Consider the following 19,759-nt stretch of genomic DNA (forward strand, 5'->3'; position numbering starts at 1 on the left):
ACGGCCGGATGGGAGGATTCGCGATGAAAACGCAGGTCTGCATCATCGGCGGCGGTCCGGCGGGCTTGCTGCTGTCGCAACTCCTGCACGGCAAGGACATCGACAACATCGTCCTCGAAAAGCACACCCGCGACTATGTGCTGGCGCGCATCCGCGCCGGCGTGCTGGAGCGCGGCTTCGCCAAGCTGATGCACGAGGCCGGCTGCGGCGACCGTCTCGATCGCGAAGGCGAGGTGCACGAGGGCGTCTCCATCGCCCACGACAAGGGACTGACCCGGATCGATCTGTTCAAGGGTTCGGGCGGCAGCACGGTCATCGTCTACGGGCAGACCGAGGTGACGCGCGATCTTTACGAGGCGCGCGAGAAAATGGGCGGCGTGGTCATCCACGAGGCTGCGGACGTCGCGCTGCACGATCTCAAGTCCGACGCGCCTTACGTGACCTACGTGAAGGACGGCAAGGCCGAGCGCGTCGATTGCGAATTCGTCGTCGGCGCCGACGGCTTCCACGGCATCAGCCGCAAGTCGATCCCCGCCGACGTGCTGCGCGAATACGAGCGGGTCTACCCGTTCGGCTGGCTTGGCGTGCTGTCGGAAACAAAGCCCGTCTCGCACGAGCTGATCTATTCCGGCAACGAGCGCGGCTTCGCGCTGTGCTCGCTGCGCTCGCAGGTCCTGAGCCGCTACTACATTCAGGTGCCGCTCGAGGACAAGGTCGACGACTGGTCGGACGAGGCGTTCTGGGAAGAACTGAAGCGGCGTCTTCCTCCAGATGTCGGCGTGCGGATGCAGACCGGTCCGTCGATCGAGAAAAGCATCGCGCCGCTGCGCAGCTACATCGCCGAGCCGATGCAATACGGCCGGCTGTTTCTCGCCGGCGACGCCGCGCACATCTTCCCGCCGACCGGCGCGAAGGGCCTCAACAGCGCGGCCTCCGACGTGCACTACCTCTATCACGGCCTCGTCGATCACTACCGGAAGGGCGACGACAAGGGCCTCGAAAGCTATTCGCAGAAGGCGCTGGCGCGGGTCTGGAAGGCGCAGCGCTTCTCATGGTCGATGACCATGATGCTGCATCGTTTTCCCGCCTACACGCCCTATGAGCGCAAGCTGCAGAAGACCGAGCTGGAATATCTGATCTCGTCGGAGCGCGCGCAGCAGGCGTTCGCGGAGAACTACGTCGGCCTGCCGTATTGAGTTTGCTTTTCGTTCTGTGCTGTCATGCCCCGCGCAGGCGGGGCATCCAGTAAACAGCTGACATGCGGTGTGTACTGGATCGCCCGCTTTCGCGGGCGATGACAGCGGAGGAATAGCGGCGCTCTAGCCTCTAATCGTCAACCGCAATCGGCCCCTTCGGCTTTTCCAGCCGCGCGAAGTGGCCGCGCAGCTGCAGCCACCACAGCAGGACGAGGCTCGGAATCGCCGCGACCGCGGTGATGACGAAGAACGTCACCCAGCCGGTGGATTCCGCAATGAAGCCGCCACCGGAGGCGAGCGTGGTGCGGCCGACCGCGGCGAGCGCGGTCAGCAGCGCATATTGGGTGGCGGTGTGGGCGCGGTCGCCGCACAGCGCCGAGATGTAAGCGACGAAGATCACGGTGCCGATCGCGCCAGTGAAATTCTCGACGATGATGGTCGCGGTCAGCGCCGGCACGCTGACGCCGACCACCGCGAGCCAAGAAAAGGTGAGGTTCGACGCCATCTGCAGGATGCCGCCGATCCAGAGGCTCGTGGACAGCGGCAGGGCGCGGACCACCGCCCCGCCGGCAAAGCCGCCGATCAGCGCGGCGGCAAGCCCGACGCCCTTCACGACGGCCGCATAGGTCGCCTTGTCGAAACCGATATTGATGACGAAGGCGGCGGTCAGCGCGCCGGCGAAGGCGTCGCAGAACTTGTAGAGCACGACGAAGAGCAGGATCGCGATGGCCGAGTTGCGCGTCAGCATGTCGCCGAACGCGCCGATGGCGGTGTCGTAAAGGCGGCGCACCGCGTTATGCCGTTCGCCCGTTCCGGAGGCGGGTTTCGGTGCGTCCGGCTCCGTCGCCAGCAGCGTCGCGATCATGCCGACCGCCATGCAGGCCGCGGCCGCGACATAGCCCCACAGCCACACGCTGTCGCGGGCGATGCCGAGATGCTCGAACCAGGCGACCAGCACGAGGACGCCCGCGCCGGAAGCCAGCATGCCGATGCGGTAGGCCGCGACATAGCCGGCCATGCCCGCGCCCTGTTCGCTGACGGGGAGGCTCTCGACGCGAAAGGCGTCCACCACGATGTCCTGCGTGGCGGAGGCGGCTGCGACCAGCACCGCGCCGAACACGACGAGCGGCAGCGATTTCAGCGGGTTGGTGAGGCCGAGGACAACGATGGCGGCGATCAGCAGCAGTTGCGTGAGGATCAGCCAGCCGCGGCGGCGGCCGAGCAGGCGCGACAGCACCGGCACATCGAGCGCATCGACGATCGGAGCCCAGGCGAACTTGAAGGTGTAGGGCAGGCCGACCAGCGAGAACAAACCGATGGTGCCGAGATCGACGCCGCGCTCGGTCAGCCACACCGACAGTGTCGAGCCGGACAGCGCCAGCGGCAGGCCGGACGAGAAGCCGAGCAGCAGGACGATGAGCACGCGCGGCTTGAAATAGACGGCGACGGCGTCGAACGTGCCGGGCTTTTGCGCGGCGCTCTCAGGCGTGGCGGCCATTTATTCCCCGGCCTGCAGCTTGCGGATCGGCGCGGGGATCACGTCCGCGCTCGCCGCGTCACCCTCGAACTCGACGTTCTGGATACGCTCGCCGCGGCTGACGATCTTGTCGACCGAGATGGTGATCTGCTCGATGTCCTTCGAGGTCTGGCCGAAATGCTTGTCGAGCGCGCCGACGCGGTCGCGCAGCCGCTCGACGTCGGCCATCAGATGCGCCACCTCGGAGATGATCTTGCTGGCCGCCTCGCGCATGCGCGCGTCGCGGCGGATCTGCTGGATCACCTGGATCGCCAGCATCAGCAGCGACGGCGACACGATGATGACCTTGGCGCGATAGGCGCGCTGGAACAGGTCGTCGAAGCTGTCATACAGCTCGGCATAAATCGATTCCGACGGCACGAACATCAGCGCGATGTCCTGCGTCTCGCCGGGGATCAGGTATTTGTCGGCGATGTCGGCGATGTGCTTGGAAACATCGGTGCGCACGCGCGCCGCCGCCTGCTTGCGCATCTCGTCGCTCTCCGCCTCGCGGAAGGCGGTGACGGCTTCCAGCGGAAACTTGGCGTCGACGACCAGCGCGGGCGCCTCGGGCAGATAGACGCAGGCGTCAGGCCGCTTGCCGTTCGACAGCGTGGCCTGAAACGAGAACTGATCCTTGGTCAGCCCGTCCTGGATGATGATCTCCATGCGGCCTTGTCCGAACGCGCCGCGCTGCTGCTTGTTGGCGAGCACGCCCTGCAGCGAGGTCACCTGCGAGGCAAGCTCGGTGATGTTGCGCTGCGCGGTGTCGATCACGGCCAGCCGCTCGTTGAGCTTCTGCAGGTTCTCGACCGTGTGCTTGGTCGTGTTGTGCATCGACTCGCCGAGCCGGTGCGTCACGGTGTCGAGCCGTTCGCCCAGCACCTTGGCGAGTTCGCCCTGCCGCGCGGCGAGCGCCTCGTGCATCGCGTGAAGCCGGCCGGCGGCCTCGGCCTGGGCGCGGGCGATGTCGCCGATCCGCAGGTCCATGTCCTCTGCCCGCATCGCCTGGGTGGCGGTCTCGATGTGGCGCGCGCGGCTGACCCGCGCGACCAGCACCGCGATGACGATCAGCAGCGCCGGCGTCAGCAGGCCGAAGCCGGCGAGCAGGGCGACGCCGGTGGTGATGCCGGTCCCGCCGACCGTGATCAGAATGTCGTTCATGGCTGTTTCCTTGGCCGCCGATTCTAGCGCGATTCGAGAGGCTGCGCGAACGAACGGCGAACGGCGGGGATTCCATTGACCTTGCAAGGCCTTCGCCTTACATCGCGGGCCATGGCAACCCGCGATCTCGTCATCCTTCCCGACCCCCGGCTGCGGCAGACGTCCGACACCGTCACCGCCTTCGACGGCAAGTTGCGCGCGCTGGTCGACGACATGTTCGAGACCATGTATGCCGCGCCTGGCATCGGCCTCGCGGCGATCCAGATCGGCGTGCCGCTGCGCGTCGTCACCATGGACCTCGCCAAGAAGGACGACCCGCCGGCGCCGCAGGTCTTCATCAATCCGCAGGTCGTCTGGTCGTCGGAGGAGAAGGGTGCCTACGAGGAGGGCTGCCTGTCGATCCCCGACTATTACGAGGAGGTCGAGCGGCCGGCGGCGGTGAAGGTCAAATATCTCGATATCGACGGCAAGGAGCGGGAGATCGAGGCCGACGGCCTGCTCGCGACCTGCCTTCAGCACGAGATCGACCACACCAACGGCGTGCTGTTCATCGACTACCTGTCGAAGCTCAAGCGCGACATGGTGGTCAGGAAGTTCAAGAAGGCGGCGAAGCAGGCGGGCGCCGCGCCGCATGTGCCGAATCCGACCCACGAATTGTAAGGCGGCCCGCGGCCGCCCGAGGCGCGACAACCGATGCGGCTGATCTTTATGGGCACGCCCGACTTCGCGGTGCCGGCGCTGGTCGAGATCGCCGCGCGCGGACACGAGATCGTTGCCGTCTATACCCGCGAGGCGAAGCAGGCCGGCCGCCGTGGCCTCGAACTCACGCCGTCGCCGGTCGAGCGCGAGGCGACGAAACTTGGCCTGAAGGTTTTGACGCCGAAGACACTGCGCGACGATGCCGCGCAGGCGGAGTTCGCGGCGTTCAACGCCGATGCGGCGGTGGTTGTCGCCTATGGCCTCATTCTGCCCAAGCCCGTGCTCGATGCACCCGCGCTCGGCTGCTTCAACATTCATGCCTCGCTGCTGCCGCGCTGGCGCGGCGCCGCGCCGATCAACCGCGCCATCATGGCGGGCGATCCTGAGTCCGGGGTCAGCATCATGAAGATGGACGAGGGCCTCGACACCGGCGATGTCGCGATGGTCGACCGGCTGCCGATCGCGCCGGACATGACGGCTGGCGAACTGCACGACGCGCTGTCGCGGCTCGGCGCCGACGCCATCGTGCGGGCGCTGGCCGCGCTCGAGCGCGGCTCGCTCGGCTTCACGCCGCAGCCGGCGGCGGGCGTGACTTACGCCGCCAAGATCGACAAGGCGGAAACTCGCATCGACTGGGCCAAGCCGTGGCAGGACGTCCAGAATCACATCCGCGGCCTCGCGCCGTTTCCTGGCGCATGGTTTGAACTCGCAGACGGCACGCGGGTGAAAGTGCTGCGCGCGACGCGCGGCGACGGGCCAAAAAACAATAACCCCGCTCCCGGCACCGTGCTCGATGCGCGTCTGACCATCGCCTGCGGCGACGGCGCGGTGCGGCTCGTGCAGGTGCAGCGCGCCGGTGCAAAAGCGATGAGTGCGGAGGAATTCCTGCGCGGCAATGCGGTGCCGGCCGACACGGTGCTGTCATGACGCTCGCTGTCCGCGACGAAACGCTTGCGGACGTCGCCGCCATTCGCGCCGTCAACGAAGCGGCGTTCGCCGGCGCGCAGGAGGCCGATCTGGTCGATGCCTTGCGCCGCGACGGCGATCTCCTGCTGTCGCTGGTCGCCGACGACGGCGGCGTGATCGGCCATGTCGCGTTCTCGCGGATGCAGATCGAAGGCGATCCCGCCGTCGCGCTTGCTCCGGTCGCCGTGCTGCCGGCGCAGCAGCGGCGTGGCATCGGCACGGCGCTGATCGAGGACGGTCTTCGGCGCCTGAAGCAGTCCGGCGAGACGTTGGTCTTCGTGCTCGGCGCGCCGGCCTATTACGGCCGCTTCGGTTTTGCCGCCGCGTCCGCCGCGCGGTTCGAGACGCCTTATCCCGGCCCCTATTTCCAGTCGCTTGCGCTGTCGCCGCGCGCGCCGTCCTCCGGCGCGGTGCGCTACGCGCGCGCGTTTTCGGCGTTGTCCTGACCATGCCGCGCTACAAGCTCACCATCGAATATGACGGCGCGCCGTTCCGCGGCTGGCAGATCCAGCCGGTCGATCTCACCGTGCAGGGCGCGCTCACGGCGGCGATCGAGGCGCTGACGGCAGAGAAGGCCGCGGTGCAGGGCGCCGGGCGCACCGACGCCGGCGTGCATGCGCGCGGGCAGGTCGCGCATGTCGATCTCGCGCGCGACTGGGACACCGACACGGTGCGCGACGCGCTCAATGCCCATTTGCGGCCGCACCCGGTCGCGGTGCTTGCCGCCGAGAAAGTGCCGGATACGTTCGACGCGCGCTTCTCCGCCGTGAAGCGGCACTATCGCTACCGCATCGTCAATCGCCGGCCCGACCTCGCGGTCGATCTCGGCCGCGCCTGGCGGGTGCCGCGCCCGCTCGACGAGGCCGCGATGCAGGCGGCGGCGCGCTTCCTGATCGGCAGACACGATTTCACGACGTTCCGCTCCACCGAATGTCAGGCGAAATCGCCGGTGAAGACGCTCGACGTGCTTGATGTCGTCCGTTCCGGCGACGAGGTCGACGTTTATTGCTCGGCGCGCTCGTTCCTGCACAATCAGGTGCGTTCGATGGTCGGCTCGTTGGTTCTGGTCGGCGACGGCAAATGGTCGCCGGACGATCTGCGCAAGGCGCGCGACGCGCGCGACCGCACCGCTTGCGGCACCGTCGCCCCGCCGGACGGGCTTTATCTGATGAAGGTGGATTATTGAGGCACTGCGTCGTCCCCGCGCAGGCGGGGACCCATCATCGCAAAGATCGGTCGTAAGCCGCAGAGTCGGAAGCTATGAGTCCCGGGCCTCGCTGCGCTCGCCCGGGGCGACGGAAAAGATTGCTACTTGAAATAAGCCCCCAATATCCGCCGGTAAATCCCGGTCAGCGCGGTCAGGTCCTTGACCGGCACGCGCTCGTCGACCTGATGCATGGTCTGCCCGACGAGGCCGAATTCGACCACGGGGCAATAGGCGGCGATGAAGCGGGCGTCGGACGTGCCGCCGGAGGTCGAGAGGTCCGGCTTGCGCCCCGTCACTTCGGAAATCGCGCCCACCACCATGTCGGTGAACGGTCCCTGCTTGACGACGAACACGCCGGCATTCGACGGCTCGAACATGAATTCGAAATTGACCTCGGCGCCGGCGGCCTTTTTCGCGCGCGCGTGCAGCAGTTCCTTCAGCCCATCGAGCGTGTGCCGGTCGTTGAAGCGGATATTGAAGCGCGCCCGCGCCTCGCCGGGAATGAGGTTGACCGTCTTGTTGCCGACATCGACCGAGGTGAATTCGAGATGCGACGGCGGGAACAACTCGCTGCCGGTATCGAGCGGTTCGCCCTGCAGCGCCTCGATAAGCCTGACCAGTCCGCGGATCGGATTGACCGCGCGGTGCGGGTAGGCGACGTGGCCCTGCCTGCCGCGCACGATGAGATGGCCGTTGAGCGAGCCGCGGCGGCCGATCTTGATGGTGTCGCCCAGTTCGTTGACGTTGCTCGGCTCGCCGAGGATGCAGTGGTCGAACGTCTCGCCCATCTCCGCGACCCATGACAGCAGCTTCGGCGTGCCGTTGACCGCGATGCTTTCCTCGTCGCCGGTGATGAGGAACGAGATCGAGCCTTTGCCGTCCTTTTGCGGCTTGCCGCCGTTGCCGGCGAGATGATCGAGCGCCGCCGCGACCGCGCAGCCGATGCCGCCCTTCATGTCCACCGCGCCGCGGCCGTACAACTCGCCGCCTTTCACCTCGCCGGAGAACGGCGGCAGCGTCCACGCCGTCTCCTCGCCCGGCGGCACGACATCGGTGTGGCCGGCGAAGGTGAGGTGCGGTCCGTTCGTTCCGATGCGCGCGTAGAGGTTCTCGACGTCCTCCGCGCCCGGCTCGTGGAACACCTTGCGATGGACCGTGAAGCCGGCGGCCTTCAGCGTCTTCTCGAGGAACGTGAGGGCGCCGCCCTCGGCCGGCGTCACCGACGGGCAGCGGATCAGATCGGCGGTGATGGCGACGGGGTCGGCGGGCATTGTGCTCTCGAAAGCGTGGCAGGGTGACCGCAGACTATCTCCCTCCCCCTGAAAGGGGGAGAGCTGGGGTGGGGGGTCACAAAGCGATCCCCACCCGGTTTGCTTCGCAAACCGACCTCCCCTTTTCAAGGGGAGGTAAGGATCCGAGTTCGGCTAGTCGCGCAGCAGATCGTTGATGCTGGTCTTGCTCCGTGTGCGCTCGTCGACGCGCTTGACGATGACGGCGCAATAGAGGTTCGGGCCCGGCTCGCCGTTCGGCAGCGGCTTGCCCGGCATGGTGCCGGAGACGACGACGGAATAGGGCGGCACTTCGCCCATATAGATCTTGCCGGTCTCGCGATCGACGATCTTTGTGGACATGCCGATATAGACGCCCATGCCGAGCACCGAGCCCTCGCGCACGATCACGCCTTCGACGACTTCCGAGCGCGCGCCGATGAAGCAGTTGTCCTCGATGATGACCGGGCCGGCCTGCAGCGGCTCCAGCACGCCGCCGATGCCGACGCCGCCGGACAGATGCACGTTCTTGCCGATCTGCGCGCAGGAGCCGACGGTGGCCCAGGTATCCACCATCGTGCCGGAGTCGACACGCGCGCCGAGATTGACGAAGGACGGCATCAGGATCACGCCCGGCGCGATATAGGCCGAGCGCCGCACCACGCAGTTCGGCACCGCGCGGAAGCCGGCGGTCTTGAACTTCGCGGCGTTCCAGCCGTCGAACTTCGAAGGTACCTTGTCCCACCACACCGCCTTGCCGGCGCCGCCCTTGATGACGCTCATGTCGTTGAGCCTGAACGACAGCAGCACCGCCTTCTTCAGCCAATGGTTGACCTTCCAGGCGCCGTCGCTCTGCCGTTCGGCGACGCGGGCCTCGCCGGCATCGAGCAGCGCCAGCGCCTGATCGACCGCCTTGCGGACCGGCCCCCTGGTCCTGGCGTTGATGCCGTCGCGCTTCTCGAAGGCCTCGTCGATGGTCTTTTCGAGTCTGGCGAGATCGGCCTTGTTGCCGGTCTTGGTGGATTTCGATTTGGTCGGCATGGTCGCTTCGGCCCCGATGAATTTGATGGCGTCGGTTTTTCGGGGGAACCGCTGCAACTGTCAAGCGCGCGCATAATATCGCCGTCTCGGCGACTAAGGTAACGTGCCGAATCCGGTAATACGGAAGCGAAGGAAGGAGCCATCGATGGAAGCAACCGCCGCGGAACTCACCAACGAGGTCAGCACATTTCTGACCGCCTTGTCGGTATGGGCGGCGGACGCGCTGCCGCGTCTGATCAGCGCGCTGCTGCTGCTCGCCGCCGGGTGGTGGATCGCCGGCCGGGCCGAGAGCGCCATGATCGCGCTGCTGTCGCGCCAGTCGCATATCGAGCGCACGCTGTGCGGCGTCATCGCCTCGCTGGTCCGTTACGGCATCCTGACCTTGTTTATCGTCGCGGTGCTCGGCCAGCTCGGTATCCAGACCACCAGCATCATCGCCGCACTCGGCGCGGTCGGCCTCGCCATCGGCCTTGCCATGCAGGGCACGCTGTCGAATATCGCCGCCGGGCTGATGCTGTTGTGGCTGCGGCCGTTTCGCGTCGGCGACTATATCGACACCGGCTCGGTGACCGGAACCGTGACCGACGTCGGCTTGTTCGCTTGCGAGCTGCAGTCCTATGACGGCCTTTATCTGTTCGTGCCGAACTCGGAACTGTGGAACAAGCGCATCACGAATTTCACGCGCCGCCCGACCCGCATGGCCGATCTGTCGTTCGGCATCGCTTACGAGGACGACGTCGCCAAGGGCAAGGAGGTGCTGCTGAAGGCGGCGCGCGACGACGAGCGCGCGCTGTCCGATCCCGAACCGATCGTCTTCGTCGATCAGCTGGGCGACTCCGCCGTCGTGCTGCGGCTCCGGGTCTGGACGCAAACGACGAATTACCTGTCGGTGTATCGCGACATGACCGAAAAGGGAAAACAGGTGCTCGAAGCCGCCGGGCTCTCGATCCCGTTCCCGCAGCGCGATTTGCACATCAAGGACGCGCCGCCGGCGCTGACCGGAAACGGCGCCGGGGCTTCGCCGCAGCGGCGCGACAGCAGCGCGAGCGCGGCCTGACCTCAGGCCGGCCGGCGACGGGCGGCGAGCAGGGTGTTGAGGAAGCCGACGAGATCGTCGGTGACGTGATGGACGTGGGGCGCGTCGCGGCCGGCAAGCTCCCAGTCCTCTCGGAACACCTCGCGTTGGCCTTCCGGCACCACCAGCACCGTCGTCATGCCGAGCGCGTCCGGCACTTCAAGATTGCGGGCGAGATCCTCGAACATCGCGGACTTGCCCGGATCGACCTTGTGCCGTTCGAGGAAGCGCTCGTAGGTGCGCGCCGAGGGCTTCGGCTCCAGGTCGGCGGCGACGATATCGAACACGTCCTCGAAATGCCCGTCCACCGCGAGGCGCTTCATCACTGCGTCGGCATGCTTGCGGGTGCCGTTGGTGAGGATCAGCTTGCGGCCCGGCAGCTGTTCGAGCGCGGCGCCGAGCGCCGGGTTCGGCGTCAGCGGCGAATGATCGATCGCGTGCACGTAGTCGAGATAGTCGTCGGGTTCGAGGCCGTGCTCGGTCATCAGCCCGCGCATCGTCGTGCCGTAGCGCTTGTAGTAGTCCTTCTGAACGCGAAAGGCTTCGTCGTGCGGAATTTTGAGGAAGTCGACGATGAAGTCGCGGATGCGGTCGTCGACCTGCTGCCACAGGTTGAGATGATGCGAATAGAGCGTGTTGTCGAGATCGAACACCCAGGTCTCGACTTTGGTGAAATCACGCGATGACGGCGATGCAGGCACGAGCGGCTACTGGTCCTTGAAACGGATGGTGACGGCGTCTTGTCCGGCGAGATCGACAACCGCGAAACTCGTCTGGGTGAGGCCGCGGCCGGCGCAATCCTTGTGGTTGCTCAATTCGAACTTGCCGTCGCGGGTGCATAGCGCGACATCGCCGCCCCACGCCAGCGTTTTTCCTTGCGCCTTGATGGCGGCGCCGTTGCGGTCCACCGCCACCGCATAGCTGTAGACTTTCAGCGGCCCGCCGTGGATGTCCGGGCGCAGGCACTGGCCGGGTTCGACGCGATACCAGCCGCGGGTGACGATGGTTCCCATCTCGACGACGCCGAGCGCCGCCATCACCGGATAGCGCACCTCGTTGCACCAGCTGAAGCCGGAGCCGCCGGGGCTCTGCGCCGCCTGCATCAGCGTGGCGAAGAAACCGGCATTTTCGGCCGCGCCGGCCGGCAGCTTGCGGTCGGCGATGAACTTGTTGAGCGCGGCGCTCGTGCGCGAGCCCTGCACGCCGTCGATCGGATAGGCGTCATAGCCGGCGATGGTCAGCAGCCGCTGAATGCCGGCGAGCCGCGCCTGCGTGAAATCGTAGTCGGCTTCCTCGGCCAGCGTCGCGGTCGGTCCCTTGTCGCTAGCGGCGGGGTGGATCGCGGTGAAGCGCACCGGGTCGGCGCAGCCGCGCGCATTCTCGATGCGGAAGTCGGTCGGCCGCACGCAGAGATCGGCATGGCCGGTCTGCGGCAAGGGCGCCGTGCCGTAGACTGCGGAGGTGCGGGCGTGGACATAGACCGTGTCGCCGTCGGGAACGTCGTCGATCCTGCTGCACTGGCCCGGCTCGAGATGGAACCAGCCGCGCGTCGCAAACACGGCGTGGCTCTCGACGCCGAGCGCGGCGTCCATCACATAGCTTGTGCGGTTGCACAGCGTGAGTTCCGCGCGCGCGGCGCAGGGGGCAAGCAGAACTGTCGTGAGGAGGAGTGCGCGAATCATTGCGGGGATGATCGGCGTTTTGCGGCTGGCGTGCCAGCCCATCATCTGTCATCGCCCGCGAAGGCGGGCGATCCAGTACGCACCGTACTCTAAGAGTTTACTGGATGCCCCGCCTACGCGGGCATGACAGCCTGAATAGCAATGAGCCGTACTACCGATGGATCAGCGTGCCGGCGTCGTGGTCGGTGAAGAGTTCGAGCAGCGCTGCATGCGACACCGTGTCGTCGAGGCGCTCACGCCTGTGCCCCGGAATGAGATACAAGGCGGGTCTCGAAGGACGGCGGGCGCGGGCCATTGGCCGCACGGCCGCGAAGAAAAAAGGCGGAAGGGGCGATGCAATTCATTAACACACCGGCAGCCCGGGCGACAAAGCTGCCGTTCAGCCAGGCCGTGCGGATCGGCGACGTGCTCTATCTGTCGGGTACGCTCGGCAACGTTCCCGGCAAGGCGATGGAGCTGGTGCCCGGCGGCATGGAGGCGCAGGCGCGGCAGACGATGGAAAACACCGGCGCCACGCTCGCGGAGAACGGCCTTTCGTTCCGCGACGTCTTCAAGTGTACGGTGATGCTGGCGGACATGTCGCAATGGGCGGCGTTCAACGCGATCTACGTCACGTATTTCGATCCCGACCGCCTGCCGGCGCGCTCCGCCTTCGGCACCAATGGACTGGCGCTCGGCGCGCTGGTGGAAGTCGAGTGCTGCGCCTATGCGGGCGGGAGATAAGGAACGAGCGGAAAGGCCGCCAGCTACCGGTGGATCAGCGTGCCGGCGCCGTGGTCGGTGAAGAGTTCCAGCAGCACCGCATGCGGAACCTTGCCGTCGAGGATGACGACGCCCTCGACGCCCTGTTCCAGCGCGTAGAGGCAGGTCTCGACCTTCGGGATCATGCCGCCGGAAATCGTGCCGTCGGCGATCAGCTTGCGCACGTCGGCGGCGGACAGATCCTTGATGAGCTGCTTCGACTTGTCGAGCACGCCCGGAACGTCGGTTAGCAGCAGAAAGCGCTTCGCCTTCAGCGCGCCGGCGATGGCGCCCGCGAAGGTATCGGCATTGACGTTGAAGGTCGCGCCGTTGGCGCCGGCGGCGACGGGCGCCAACACCGGGATCAGCTCGCGGCCGAGCACGGTGTCGAGCACGAAGGTGTTGACCTCGCTCGGCTCGCCGACGAAGCCGAGATCGACCACCTTCTCGATGTTGGAATCCGGGTCGCGCACCGTGCGGCTCACTTTCCGCGCGGTGACCATGTTGCCGTCCTTGCCGCACAGGCCAATCGCCTTGCCGCCGGCGGCGTTGATGTAGCCGACGATCTGCTTGTTGATCGAGCCGGCCAGCACCATCTCGACGATCTCGAGCGTCTTCTCGTCGGTGACGCGCAGGCCGCCGGCGAACTGCGACTGCACGCCGGCCTTCTTCAGCATCGCCTCGATCTGCGGGCCGCCGCCATGCACCACCACCGGATTGATGGCGGTCTGCTCCAGCAGCACGATGTCGCGCGCGAAGGAGCGCGCCACCGTCTCGTCGCCCATGGCGTGGCCGCCATACTTGATGACGATGATTTCCTCGTCGTAGCGCTGCATGTGCGGCAGCGCCTCGGAGAGGACGCGGGCCTGTTCCTGCGGATCGAGCGTGGATTTCGTCATCGCGGCTTCCCGTGTTGGCGCGGCTCTTTTAGCGCATGATCCCGAAAAGTGGGAACCGGTTTTCGGAAAAGATCATGCGCCTATGAAAAAGCCCTATCCGCGCATCGCCAGCAGCGCCGCCACGGCGAGGCCGAGCCAGCTTGCGATCTGGATCAGGCCGCCGGCCGGTGCGGCGAAGGGGAACAGCCGGGAGCCAAGCCATGCGCGCGCCGCGACGTCGGCGGCAAACAGCGAGGCGCCGATCACGAAGCCCCAGACGGCGAGCGTGCCGAGCGGCCGGGCGACCAGCCCGTTGCGGGCGGCGAGCGCCGCCGCGATCACCGCGACAGCGTGGATCAGCAGTAGAGTGCCGGCGCTGTCGAGGCCGGAGCCGGGCTTGCCGTGCGCGCCGGCGGCGGCGAGCGCGACGCCGGCCGCGCCCATCAGTCCGGCGAGGGCGATGAGGAGGGAGTCCATGGCGGGACTATATTGTGCAGCGAACGCGCCGTCATCCTCAGGTCATGGCCGGGCTTGTCCCGGCCATCCACGTCTTTCTTACTGACAGGCTGCTAAGACGTGGATGCCCGCGACAAGCGCGGGCATGACAGTGTACCCGTCACCCCTTCCGCTCGTTGAGCAGCCTCGCCACCGCCGCGCGCAGTTCGCGAATGCCGGTGCCCTCGTGCGAGGAGGTCGCGAGCACGCCGGGGAACGCCGCCGGGCGCTTTTCGAGCGCCGCTTCCGTCTGCGCGATGCGCTCGGTCAGCTCCGCCGGCTTCACGGCTTCCGCCTTGGTCAGCACGATCTGGTGGCTCACCGCCGCCTTGCTCAATGTCTCCAGCACGCCGTCGTCGGTGTCCTTCAGGCCGTGCCGCGCGTCGATCAGCACATAGACGCGGGCGAGGTTGGCGCGGCCGACGAGGTATTGATGGATGAGCTGCGTCCAGGCGCCGATCTTCTGCTTGGAGGCGGCGGCGTGGCCGTAGCCCGGCATGTCCACCAGCGTCAGCCCGTCTTTCCGCGAAAAGAAAATCAGTTCCTGCGTGCGGCCCGGCGTGTTGGAGGTGCGCGCGAGGCTTTTGCGCGCGGTGAGCGCGTTGATCAGGCTCGACTTGCCGACATTGGAGCGCCCGGCAAAGGCGATCTCGGTGCCGCGCGCGCGCGGCAGCACGGCTTCGGAACTCGCGGCGGCGATGAAGTCCCACTCGCCGGTGAAAATCTTCCGGCCGGTTTCCAGTTCGTCGCGGGTGAAATTGAATTCGGTCATAGCTCTGTCATGCCCGGCTTTAGGCCGGGCATCCACGTCTTTCTCACAAATGAACAGTAAAGACGAAAACGCCCGGCACCAAGGCCGGGCATTCGCATTCAATCTTACTGAACAGCCTTGGCGAGGAGTCGCTACGACCCCTCCGCCTTCTTCTTCCCGAATGTCGACCTGATGTTGTCGAACAGTTCTATCTTCGCGCCGTTCTTGCGCATGATATAGGCCTGCTGGATCACCGACAGCGTGTTGTTCCACGCCCAGTAGATCACGAGGCCGGCCGGGAAGCTCGCCAGCATGAAGGTGAAGATGATCGGCATCCAGTTGAAGATCATCGCCTGCGTCGGGTCCGGCGGCGCGGGGTTGAGCTTCATCTGCACCCACATCGTCACGCCCATGATCAGCGGCCACAGGCCGAGATGCAGGAAGTGGCCGACCACCGGAATGATCGTCGGGTCGTAGGGGATCAGCCCGAACAGCGTGAACAGGTTGGTCGGGTCGGGCGCCGAAAGGTCGTGGATCCAGCCGAAGAACGGCGCGTGCCGCATTTCGATGGTGATGAACAGCACCTTGTAGAGCGCGAAGAACACCGGGATCTGGATCACGATCGGCAGGCAGCCCGCGAGCGGGTTGATCTTCTCGCGCTTGTAAAGCTCCATCAATTCCTGCTGCTGGCGCGCCTTGTCGGCGGCGTAGCGGTCGCGGATCGCCGTCATCTCCGGCTGCACCGCCTTCATCTTCGCCATCGAGGCGTAGGACTTGCTGGCGAGCGGGAAGAAGACGAGCTTGATCAGCACGGTGACGAGCAGGATCGCGATGCCGAAATTGCCGAGCAGGCGGAAGAAGTAGTCGATCACCACGAACATCGGCTTGGTGATGAAATAGAACCAGCCCCAGTCGATCATCAGGTCGAAGCGGTTGAGGTTGAGCTTCTTCTCGTACTCGTTAATGACCGCGACTTCCTTGGCGCCGGCGAACAGCCGCGCATTGGCGGTGCCGGTTGCGCCGGGCGCGATGGTCTGCGCGTCGAGCAGGTAGTCGGTCTGGTAGGTCGGCGTCTTGCCGAGCGTGCCGGCCGAGAAGCTCGCCTTCAGGTGCGCGTCGGTGTTCGGCAGCAGCACGGCCGCCCAGTATTTGTCGGTGAAGCCGAGCCAGCCATTGGTGACGTCGAAGCTCTCCTGCTTCAGGTTCTGCGCGTTCGGCTTCAGATCCTGCATCTTGGAGTAGGTCATCTCCTGCAGGCCCTTGTCGCCCATCACGCCGATCAGGCCCTCATGGAGAATGTAGTAGCCGAGCGTGTGCGGCGTGCCGTGGCGCGACACCAGCGCGTAAGGATAGAGCGTCACCGGCGCGGAGCCGCTGTTCGCCACCTCGTCCTTGATCGTGAACAGATACTTGTCGTCGACCGCGACGGTGCGCTTGAAGGTGAGGCCCTCGCCGTTGTTCCAGGTCAGCGTCACCGGCTGGCCGACGGTGAGCGCGCCGGAGCCGGCTTGCGTCCACAGCGTGTCGGCGGTCGGCAGCTTGGCGGTGGTGCCGGCGGCGCCGGTCCAGCCGAACTGCGCGTAGAACGGGTCGGCGCTGCCGGACGGCGACAGCAGCACGATGGCCGGCGAGTTCTTGTCGACGGTCTCGCGGTATTTGGTCAGCGCGATGTCGTCGATGCGCGCGCCCTTGAGCGCGATTGAGCCGGTCAGGTTCGGCGTGTCGATCTTGATGCGCGGCGAGGCGGCGAGCGCGGCGGCGCGGCTCTGCGCGGGGGCGGGCGCCTGAGCCGCGGTCGGCACGCTGCCGGGCGTCGCGCTCGGTGAGGGCGTCGTGGTCGGCTGGCCGGGTTGCGCCGGCGTCGTCTGCTGCTGTTGCGCCGCTTGCTGCTGCTGCGCCTGCCGTTGCTTCTCCGCCTGCGGCAGCCCAACAAAAAACTGCCAGGCAATCAGGACAATCGCCGACAACACGATGGCGAGAATGGTGTTTTTGTGATCGTTCATCGGGTCCGTGCCTCGCCGGGTTTGCGTGCGTTGTGCAGCCGGCGCAGCGCGCCCGCGAAATCGTCTGTGATGCGTTCGAAAGGCAGTGCCAGCGCCGCGCGGCGTCCGATCAGAACGTAATCGTAGCCGGATCGCATACGATTCTCGGGTGACCGCCGCACCACCTCACGAAGGCGGCGGCGCACCCGGTTGCGTTCGACGGCGTTGCCGACTTTTTTCGACACCGTGAAGCCGACCCGGGCTCCGCCGCTATCGCCGCGCTCACGCGCCTGTAGCACAAAGGCCGCCGCCGGTACTTTCGTTCCCGACGCGGCGGCCAGAAAATCCGCCCGTTGCCTCAGCCGTTCCATCTCGGATTGTCCGGCGCGACGGGCCGGAGCCGTCAGGCGCTGAGACGCTTGCGACCGCGCGAGCGGCGGTTCGACAGAACCTTGCGGCCGCCCTTCGTGGCCATGCGCGCACGGAAGCCGTGCCGCCGTTTGCGCACCAATTTACTCGGTTGATATGTCCGCTTCACGACTTGCTCTCCGATTGTCGCGCCGTGGCGGCGGCAAGGCCGAAACCGGCCTGGCGCTACGCCAACCGCCCTCGCGAGGAAGCGGATCGGCACGCGATTGCCGCGGCTTATAAGCGAGTGAGATATCCCCGTCAATCAAGGGTTTTGCGGCCCTTTTTGGGACGGCCGGCGCTGTCAATTCGGCGTCACAAGGCGGTGAAAGCGGTCTCTGCGGCAGCCCGCTCGTGTATAGGTTTCTGCGCCGGCGTGCGGGGCGGACCCCGCCGCGGGAACCGAAAGGGAACGCCTCAGGCGCCGCATGGCGGGATCGGACGGCAATGGTCATTTGACAGGTCACCCGGAGGCCGGTTCGGGCGGCGCGGCCCCGTCGGCGGTGCGCCGCTGGCTGCCGGTCGCCGTCGTTCTGGCGCTGATCGCGACCGCCTATGCCTGCGGGCTGGGCGAGCATCTCAGCCTCGATAACCTGATCCGCCACCGCACCGCGATCGACGGCTTCATTAACGCGCATTGCGCCGCCGCGCTGGCGTTGTTCGCCGGCCTCTATCTGGTGGTGGTGGCGCTCTCGATCCCGGTGTCCCTGTTCCTGACGGTGGCGGGCGGCATCTTGTTCGGCGTCGCGCTCGGTGCGGCGGCCTCGGTGACCGGCGCGACCGCCGGGGCGGTGATCGTCTTCCTGATCGCGAGGACGGCGATTGGTGACGTTCTGGCGCGCCGGGCCGGCCCCGCGATCGAGAAGCTGGCCGACGGCTTTCGCGCCGACGCCTTCAACTATCTTCTCTTTCTCAGGCTGGTGCCGTTGTTTCCGTTCTGGCTGGTCAATCTGGCGCCGGCCCTGTTCGACGTGCCGCTGCGGACTTTCGTGATCGCGACGGTCATCGGCATCTTGCCCGGCGCGGTGGCGTTCTCTTTCGTCGGCGCCGGCCTCGACAGCGCCATCGCCGCGCAGGAGACGGCGTTCAAGGCATGCATTGCGGCCGGCAAGGAAGGCTGCACACTGGACTTCGATCTGCGCGACGCGGTGACGCCGGAACTGATCGCCGGTTTCGTTGCGCTCGGGCTGGTCGCGCTGATCCCGATTGTCGTGCGCCGGCTGCGCGCCGCGCAACCGCAGCAGGGAGGTTGAGCCGTGGCGGAATTGCTCACGCCCGATATCTGCGTAATCGGCGCAGGCTCCGGCGGGTTGTCGGTCGCGGCGGCCGCGGCTGCCTTCGGCGTGCCCGTCGTGCTGGTCGAGAAGGCCGAGATGGGCGGCGATTGCCTCAACACCGGCTGCGTGCCCTCGAAGGCGCTGCTCGCGGCGGCCAAGCACGCCGCCGGGCTGCGTGACAGCGAGCCGTTTGGTGTCAGCACACAGGGCGTCGCTGTCGATTTCAAGAAGGTTCACGATCATGTCCATCGCGTGATCGCCGCGATTGCGCCGGTCGATTCAGAGGAACGCTTCACCGGTCTCGGCGTGCGCGTCATCAGGGCGGCGGCGCATTTCAAGGACAGGCACACGGTCGTTGCCGGCGGCTTCGAGATCCGCGCGCGGCGTTTCGTCGTCGCCACCGGCTCGAAGGCAGCGATGCCGCCGATCCCCGGACTTGATGGCGTGCCTTGTCTCACCAACGAAACGATCTTCGACCTCACGGAACTCCCGCGGCATCTTCTGGTCATCGGGGGCGGTCCGATCGGCGTCGAACTCGCGCAGGCGTTCCGCCGGCTCGGCAGCGGCGTCACGGTGTTCGAGGCGGCGCAGCCGCTCGCCAAGGACGATCCGGAATGCGCGGGCCTTGTGCTCGACAGTCTCGCGCGCGACGGCGTTGCGATCCGCGCCGGCGTGAAGGTGTCGGGCGTCGGGCGCGCAAACGGCAAGATCGCCGTGACGATCTCAGGCGACGGTAAGGAGGAGACGATCGAGGGCTCGCATCTTCTGGTCGCCGCCGGCCGCAAGGCGGTGACCGAAGGGCTCGGCCTCGAGGCCGCCGGCATCAAGACGGATCGCAAGGGCATCGTCACCGATGCGCGGCTGCGCACCAGCAATCGCCGCGTCTATGCCGTCGGCGACGTCGCGGGTCGGCTGCAATTCACCCATGCGGCCAATTACTATGCCGGCATCGTGATCCGGAATGCGTTGTTTCGCTTGCCGGCGAAGGCGAACGACGATGCGGTGCCCTGGGTCACGTATACCGAGCCGGAACTGGCGCAGACTGGCCTCACGGAGGCGCAGGCGCGTGAGCGTGGCATCAAGGTTCGCATCGCGCGCTGGCCCTACCACGACAACGATCGCGCGCAGGCGGAACGGCAGACGCGCGGCCATATCAAGGTGGTGACCGACCGGCGCGGCCGTATTCTCGGTGCCACCATTGTCGGTGCGCAGGCCGGCGAGCTGATTACGACATGGACGCTGGCGATATCGCAGCGTCTCAATATTCGCGCATTTGCCGGTATTGTGGTGCCTTACCCGACGCTGTCGGAGATCGGCAAGCGCGCGGCCATCGACTATTTCGCGCCGGATTTGACCGGTCCTTGGGTGCGGCGCATCATTCGATGGCTGCGCAAGCTCGGTTGAGTCGGCGCA

The 19,759-nt window shown here is 66.6% G+C and carries 21 protein-coding genes; 9 read left to right on the forward strand and 12 right to left on the reverse strand.

Annotated features, from left to right (window positions below; genetic code table 11):
* Positions 1-23 precede the first annotated feature (23 nt).
* On the forward strand, positions 24-1,196 hold the full coding sequence (gene pobA / locus AB7F10_RS17280) for a 4-hydroxybenzoate 3-monooxygenase (RefSeq protein WP_428563208.1): 1,173 nt from the start codon (positions 24-26) through the stop codon (positions 1,194-1,196).
* A gap of 130 nt (positions 1,197-1,326) precedes the next feature.
* Here the strand turns inward: pobA and AB7F10_RS17285 are convergent, their stop codons facing one another.
* Entirely contained in the window at positions 1,327-2,694 is a 1,368-nt protein-coding gene (locus AB7F10_RS17285; RefSeq protein ID WP_428563206.1) for an AmpG family muropeptide MFS transporter, read from the reverse strand.
* A complete protein-coding gene (locus AB7F10_RS17290; protein WP_428563204.1) occupies positions 2,695-3,876 on the reverse strand; it encodes a DNA recombination protein RmuC in 1,182 nt (393 codons plus the stop codon).
* 111 nt (positions 3,877-3,987) lie between these two features.
* Between AB7F10_RS17290 and AB7F10_RS17295 the strand changes: the two genes are divergently transcribed.
* The 4 genes from AB7F10_RS17295 to truA are packed head-to-tail and all read left to right on the forward strand — an operon-like array spanning position 3,988 to position 6,727.
* Positions 3,988-4,536 (forward strand): peptide deformylase, encoded by a 549-nt coding sequence (locus AB7F10_RS17295; protein ID WP_428563202.1) that lies wholly within the window; start codon positions 3,988-3,990, stop codon positions 4,534-4,536.
* 33 nt (positions 4,537-4,569) lie between these two features.
* On the forward strand, positions 4,570-5,502 hold the full coding sequence (fmt, locus tag AB7F10_RS17300; protein ID WP_428563200.1) for a methionyl-tRNA formyltransferase: 933 nt from the start codon (positions 4,570-4,572) through the stop codon (positions 5,500-5,502).
* Positions 5,499-5,987 (forward strand): GNAT family N-acetyltransferase, encoded by a 489-nt coding sequence (locus AB7F10_RS17305; protein ID WP_428563198.1) that lies wholly within the window; start codon positions 5,499-5,501, stop codon positions 5,985-5,987. The genes fmt and AB7F10_RS17305 overlap by 4 nt, the downstream gene beginning before the upstream one ends.
* 2 nt (positions 5,988-5,989) lie before the next feature.
* Positions 5,990-6,727, forward strand: coding sequence for a tRNA pseudouridine(38-40) synthase TruA (truA, locus tag AB7F10_RS17310; protein ID WP_428563196.1), 738 nt, complete (start codon positions 5,990-5,992; stop codon positions 6,725-6,727).
* 122 nt (positions 6,728-6,849) lie between these two features.
* Here truA and dapE read toward each other — a convergent pair whose 3' ends face one another.
* Both dapE and dapD read right to left on the reverse strand, forming a co-directional pair.
* Positions 6,850-8,019 carry a succinyl-diaminopimelate desuccinylase gene (dapE, locus tag AB7F10_RS17315; RefSeq protein WP_428563194.1) on the reverse strand — a complete coding sequence of 390 codons (1,170 nt, stop codon included), beginning with the start codon at positions 8,017-8,019 and terminating at the stop codon, positions 6,850-6,852.
* Positions 8,020-8,172: 153 nt separating this feature from the next.
* Positions 8,173-9,057 (reverse strand): 2,3,4,5-tetrahydropyridine-2,6-dicarboxylate N-succinyltransferase, encoded by an 885-nt coding sequence (dapD, locus tag AB7F10_RS17320; RefSeq protein WP_428563192.1) that lies wholly within the window; start codon positions 9,055-9,057, stop codon positions 8,173-8,175.
* 145 nt (positions 9,058-9,202) lie between these two features.
* On the opposite strand from dapD, the gene AB7F10_RS17325 reads away from it, so the two are divergent.
* Positions 9,203-10,114, forward strand: a complete 912-nt coding sequence (locus AB7F10_RS17325) for a mechanosensitive ion channel family protein (RefSeq protein ID WP_428563190.1) — start codon at positions 9,203-9,205, stop codon at positions 10,112-10,114.
* 2 nt (positions 10,115-10,116) lie between these two features.
* Here AB7F10_RS17325 and AB7F10_RS17330 read toward each other — a convergent pair whose 3' ends face one another.
* Both AB7F10_RS17330 and AB7F10_RS17335 read right to left on the reverse strand, forming a co-directional pair.
* Positions 10,117-10,833, reverse strand: a complete 717-nt coding sequence (locus tag AB7F10_RS17330) for a pyrimidine 5'-nucleotidase (RefSeq protein ID WP_428563188.1) — start codon at positions 10,831-10,833, stop codon at positions 10,117-10,119.
* Between the two features lie 6 nt (positions 10,834-10,839).
* Entirely contained in the window at positions 10,840-11,814 is a 975-nt protein-coding gene (locus tag AB7F10_RS17335) for a DUF1036 domain-containing protein (protein WP_428563186.1), read from the reverse strand.
* Between the two features lie 333 nt (positions 11,815-12,147).
* Between AB7F10_RS17335 and AB7F10_RS17340 the strand changes: the two genes are divergently transcribed.
* Complete coding sequence (locus AB7F10_RS17340; RefSeq protein ID WP_428563184.1) at positions 12,148-12,537, forward strand: RidA family protein; 390 nt, start codon at positions 12,148-12,150, stop codon at positions 12,535-12,537.
* 23 nt (positions 12,538-12,560) lie between these two features.
* Here the strand turns inward: AB7F10_RS17340 and argB are convergent, their stop codons facing one another.
* The 6 genes from argB to rpmH all read right to left on the reverse strand — a co-directional run bounded on the left by argB (position 12,561) and on the right by rpmH (position 17,199).
* Positions 12,561-13,454, reverse strand: coding sequence for an acetylglutamate kinase (gene argB / locus AB7F10_RS17345; protein WP_428563182.1), 894 nt, complete (start codon positions 13,452-13,454; stop codon positions 12,561-12,563).
* A gap of 93 nt (positions 13,455-13,547) precedes the next feature.
* Positions 13,548-13,910, reverse strand: a complete 363-nt coding sequence (locus tag AB7F10_RS17350) for a DUF423 domain-containing protein (protein WP_428563181.1) — start codon at positions 13,908-13,910, stop codon at positions 13,548-13,550.
* Between the two features lie 139 nt (positions 13,911-14,049).
* Complete coding sequence (yihA, locus tag AB7F10_RS17355) at positions 14,050-14,700, reverse strand: ribosome biogenesis GTP-binding protein YihA/YsxC (protein WP_428563179.1); 651 nt, start codon at positions 14,698-14,700, stop codon at positions 14,050-14,052.
* A gap of 131 nt (positions 14,701-14,831) precedes the next feature.
* On the reverse strand, positions 14,832-16,682 hold the full coding sequence (gene yidC / locus AB7F10_RS17360) for a membrane protein insertase YidC (protein ID WP_428563177.1): 1,851 nt from the start codon (positions 16,680-16,682) through the stop codon (positions 14,832-14,834).
* The gene (gene rnpA / locus AB7F10_RS17365) at positions 16,679-17,032 is read right to left on the reverse strand and encodes a ribonuclease P protein component (RefSeq protein ID WP_428563175.1); all 354 of its coding nucleotides are present in this window, start codon (positions 17,030-17,032) and stop codon (positions 16,679-16,681) included. Before rnpA ends, yidC begins: the two co-directional genes overlap by 4 nt.
* A 32-nt stretch (positions 17,033-17,064) precedes the next feature.
* The gene (gene rpmH / locus AB7F10_RS17370) at positions 17,065-17,199 is read right to left on the reverse strand and encodes a 50S ribosomal protein L34 (protein ID WP_428563173.1); all 135 of its coding nucleotides are present in this window, start codon (positions 17,197-17,199) and stop codon (positions 17,065-17,067) included.
* 325 nt (positions 17,200-17,524) lie between these two features.
* On the opposite strand from rpmH, the gene AB7F10_RS17375 reads away from it, so the two are divergent.
* Both AB7F10_RS17375 and AB7F10_RS17380 read left to right on the forward strand, forming a co-directional pair.
* Entirely contained in the window at positions 17,525-18,322 is a 798-nt protein-coding gene (locus AB7F10_RS17375) for a TVP38/TMEM64 family protein (RefSeq protein ID WP_428563171.1), read from the forward strand.
* Positions 18,323-18,325: 3 nt separating this feature from the next.
* Positions 18,326-19,750 (forward strand): dihydrolipoyl dehydrogenase family protein, encoded by a 1,425-nt coding sequence (locus AB7F10_RS17380; protein WP_428563169.1) that lies wholly within the window; start codon positions 18,326-18,328, stop codon positions 19,748-19,750.
* Positions 19,751-19,759: the final 9 nt, after the last annotated feature.

This window comes from Pseudolabrys sp. (assembly GCF_050250095.1).
Taxonomy (GTDB): domain Bacteria; phylum Pseudomonadota; class Alphaproteobacteria; order Rhizobiales; family Xanthobacteraceae; genus Pseudolabrys.

Coding starts and splice junctions, on each gene's coding strand:
- rnpA (WP_428563175.1), bottom strand. CDS start 17,032: ATGGAACGGCTGAGGCAACGGGCGGATTTTCTGGCCGCCGCGTCGGGA.
- dapD (WP_428563192.1), bottom strand. CDS start 9,057: ATGCCGACCAAATCGAAATCCACCAAGACCGGCAACAAGGCCGATCTC.
- AB7F10_RS17335 (WP_428563186.1), bottom strand. CDS start 11,814: ATGATTCGCGCACTCCTCCTCACGACAGTTCTGCTTGCCCCCTGCGCC.
- yihA (WP_428563179.1), bottom strand. CDS start 14,700: ATGACCGAATTCAATTTCACCCGCGACGAACTGGAAACCGGCCGGAAG.
- yidC (WP_428563177.1), bottom strand. CDS start 16,682: ATGAACGATCACAAAAACACCATTCTCGCCATCGTGTTGTCGGCGATT.
- AB7F10_RS17325 (WP_428563190.1), top strand. CDS start 9,203: ATGGAAGCAACCGCCGCGGAACTCACCAACGAGGTCAGCACATTTCTG.
- AB7F10_RS17290 (WP_428563204.1), bottom strand. CDS start 3,876: ATGAACGACATTCTGATCACGGTCGGCGGGACCGGCATCACCACCGGC.
- argB (WP_428563182.1), bottom strand. CDS start 13,454: ATGACGAAATCCACGCTCGATCCGCAGGAACAGGCCCGCGTCCTCTCC.
- AB7F10_RS17340 (WP_428563184.1), top strand. CDS start 12,148: ATGCAATTCATTAACACACCGGCAGCCCGGGCGACAAAGCTGCCGTTC.
- truA (WP_428563196.1), top strand. CDS start 5,990: ATGCCGCGCTACAAGCTCACCATCGAATATGACGGCGCGCCGTTCCGC.
- AB7F10_RS17305 (WP_428563198.1), top strand. CDS start 5,499: ATGACGCTCGCTGTCCGCGACGAAACGCTTGCGGACGTCGCCGCCATT.
- AB7F10_RS17295 (WP_428563202.1), top strand. CDS start 3,988: ATGGCAACCCGCGATCTCGTCATCCTTCCCGACCCCCGGCTGCGGCAG.
- AB7F10_RS17350 (WP_428563181.1), bottom strand. CDS start 13,910: ATGGACTCCCTCCTCATCGCCCTCGCCGGACTGATGGGCGCGGCCGGC.
- pobA (WP_428563208.1), top strand. CDS start 24: ATGAAAACGCAGGTCTGCATCATCGGCGGCGGTCCGGCGGGCTTGCTG.
- fmt (WP_428563200.1), top strand. CDS start 4,570: ATGCGGCTGATCTTTATGGGCACGCCCGACTTCGCGGTGCCGGCGCTG.
- AB7F10_RS17285 (WP_428563206.1), bottom strand. CDS start 2,694: ATGGCCGCCACGCCTGAGAGCGCCGCGCAAAAGCCCGGCACGTTCGAC.
- dapE (WP_428563194.1), bottom strand. CDS start 8,019: ATGCCCGCCGACCCCGTCGCCATCACCGCCGATCTGATCCGCTGCCCG.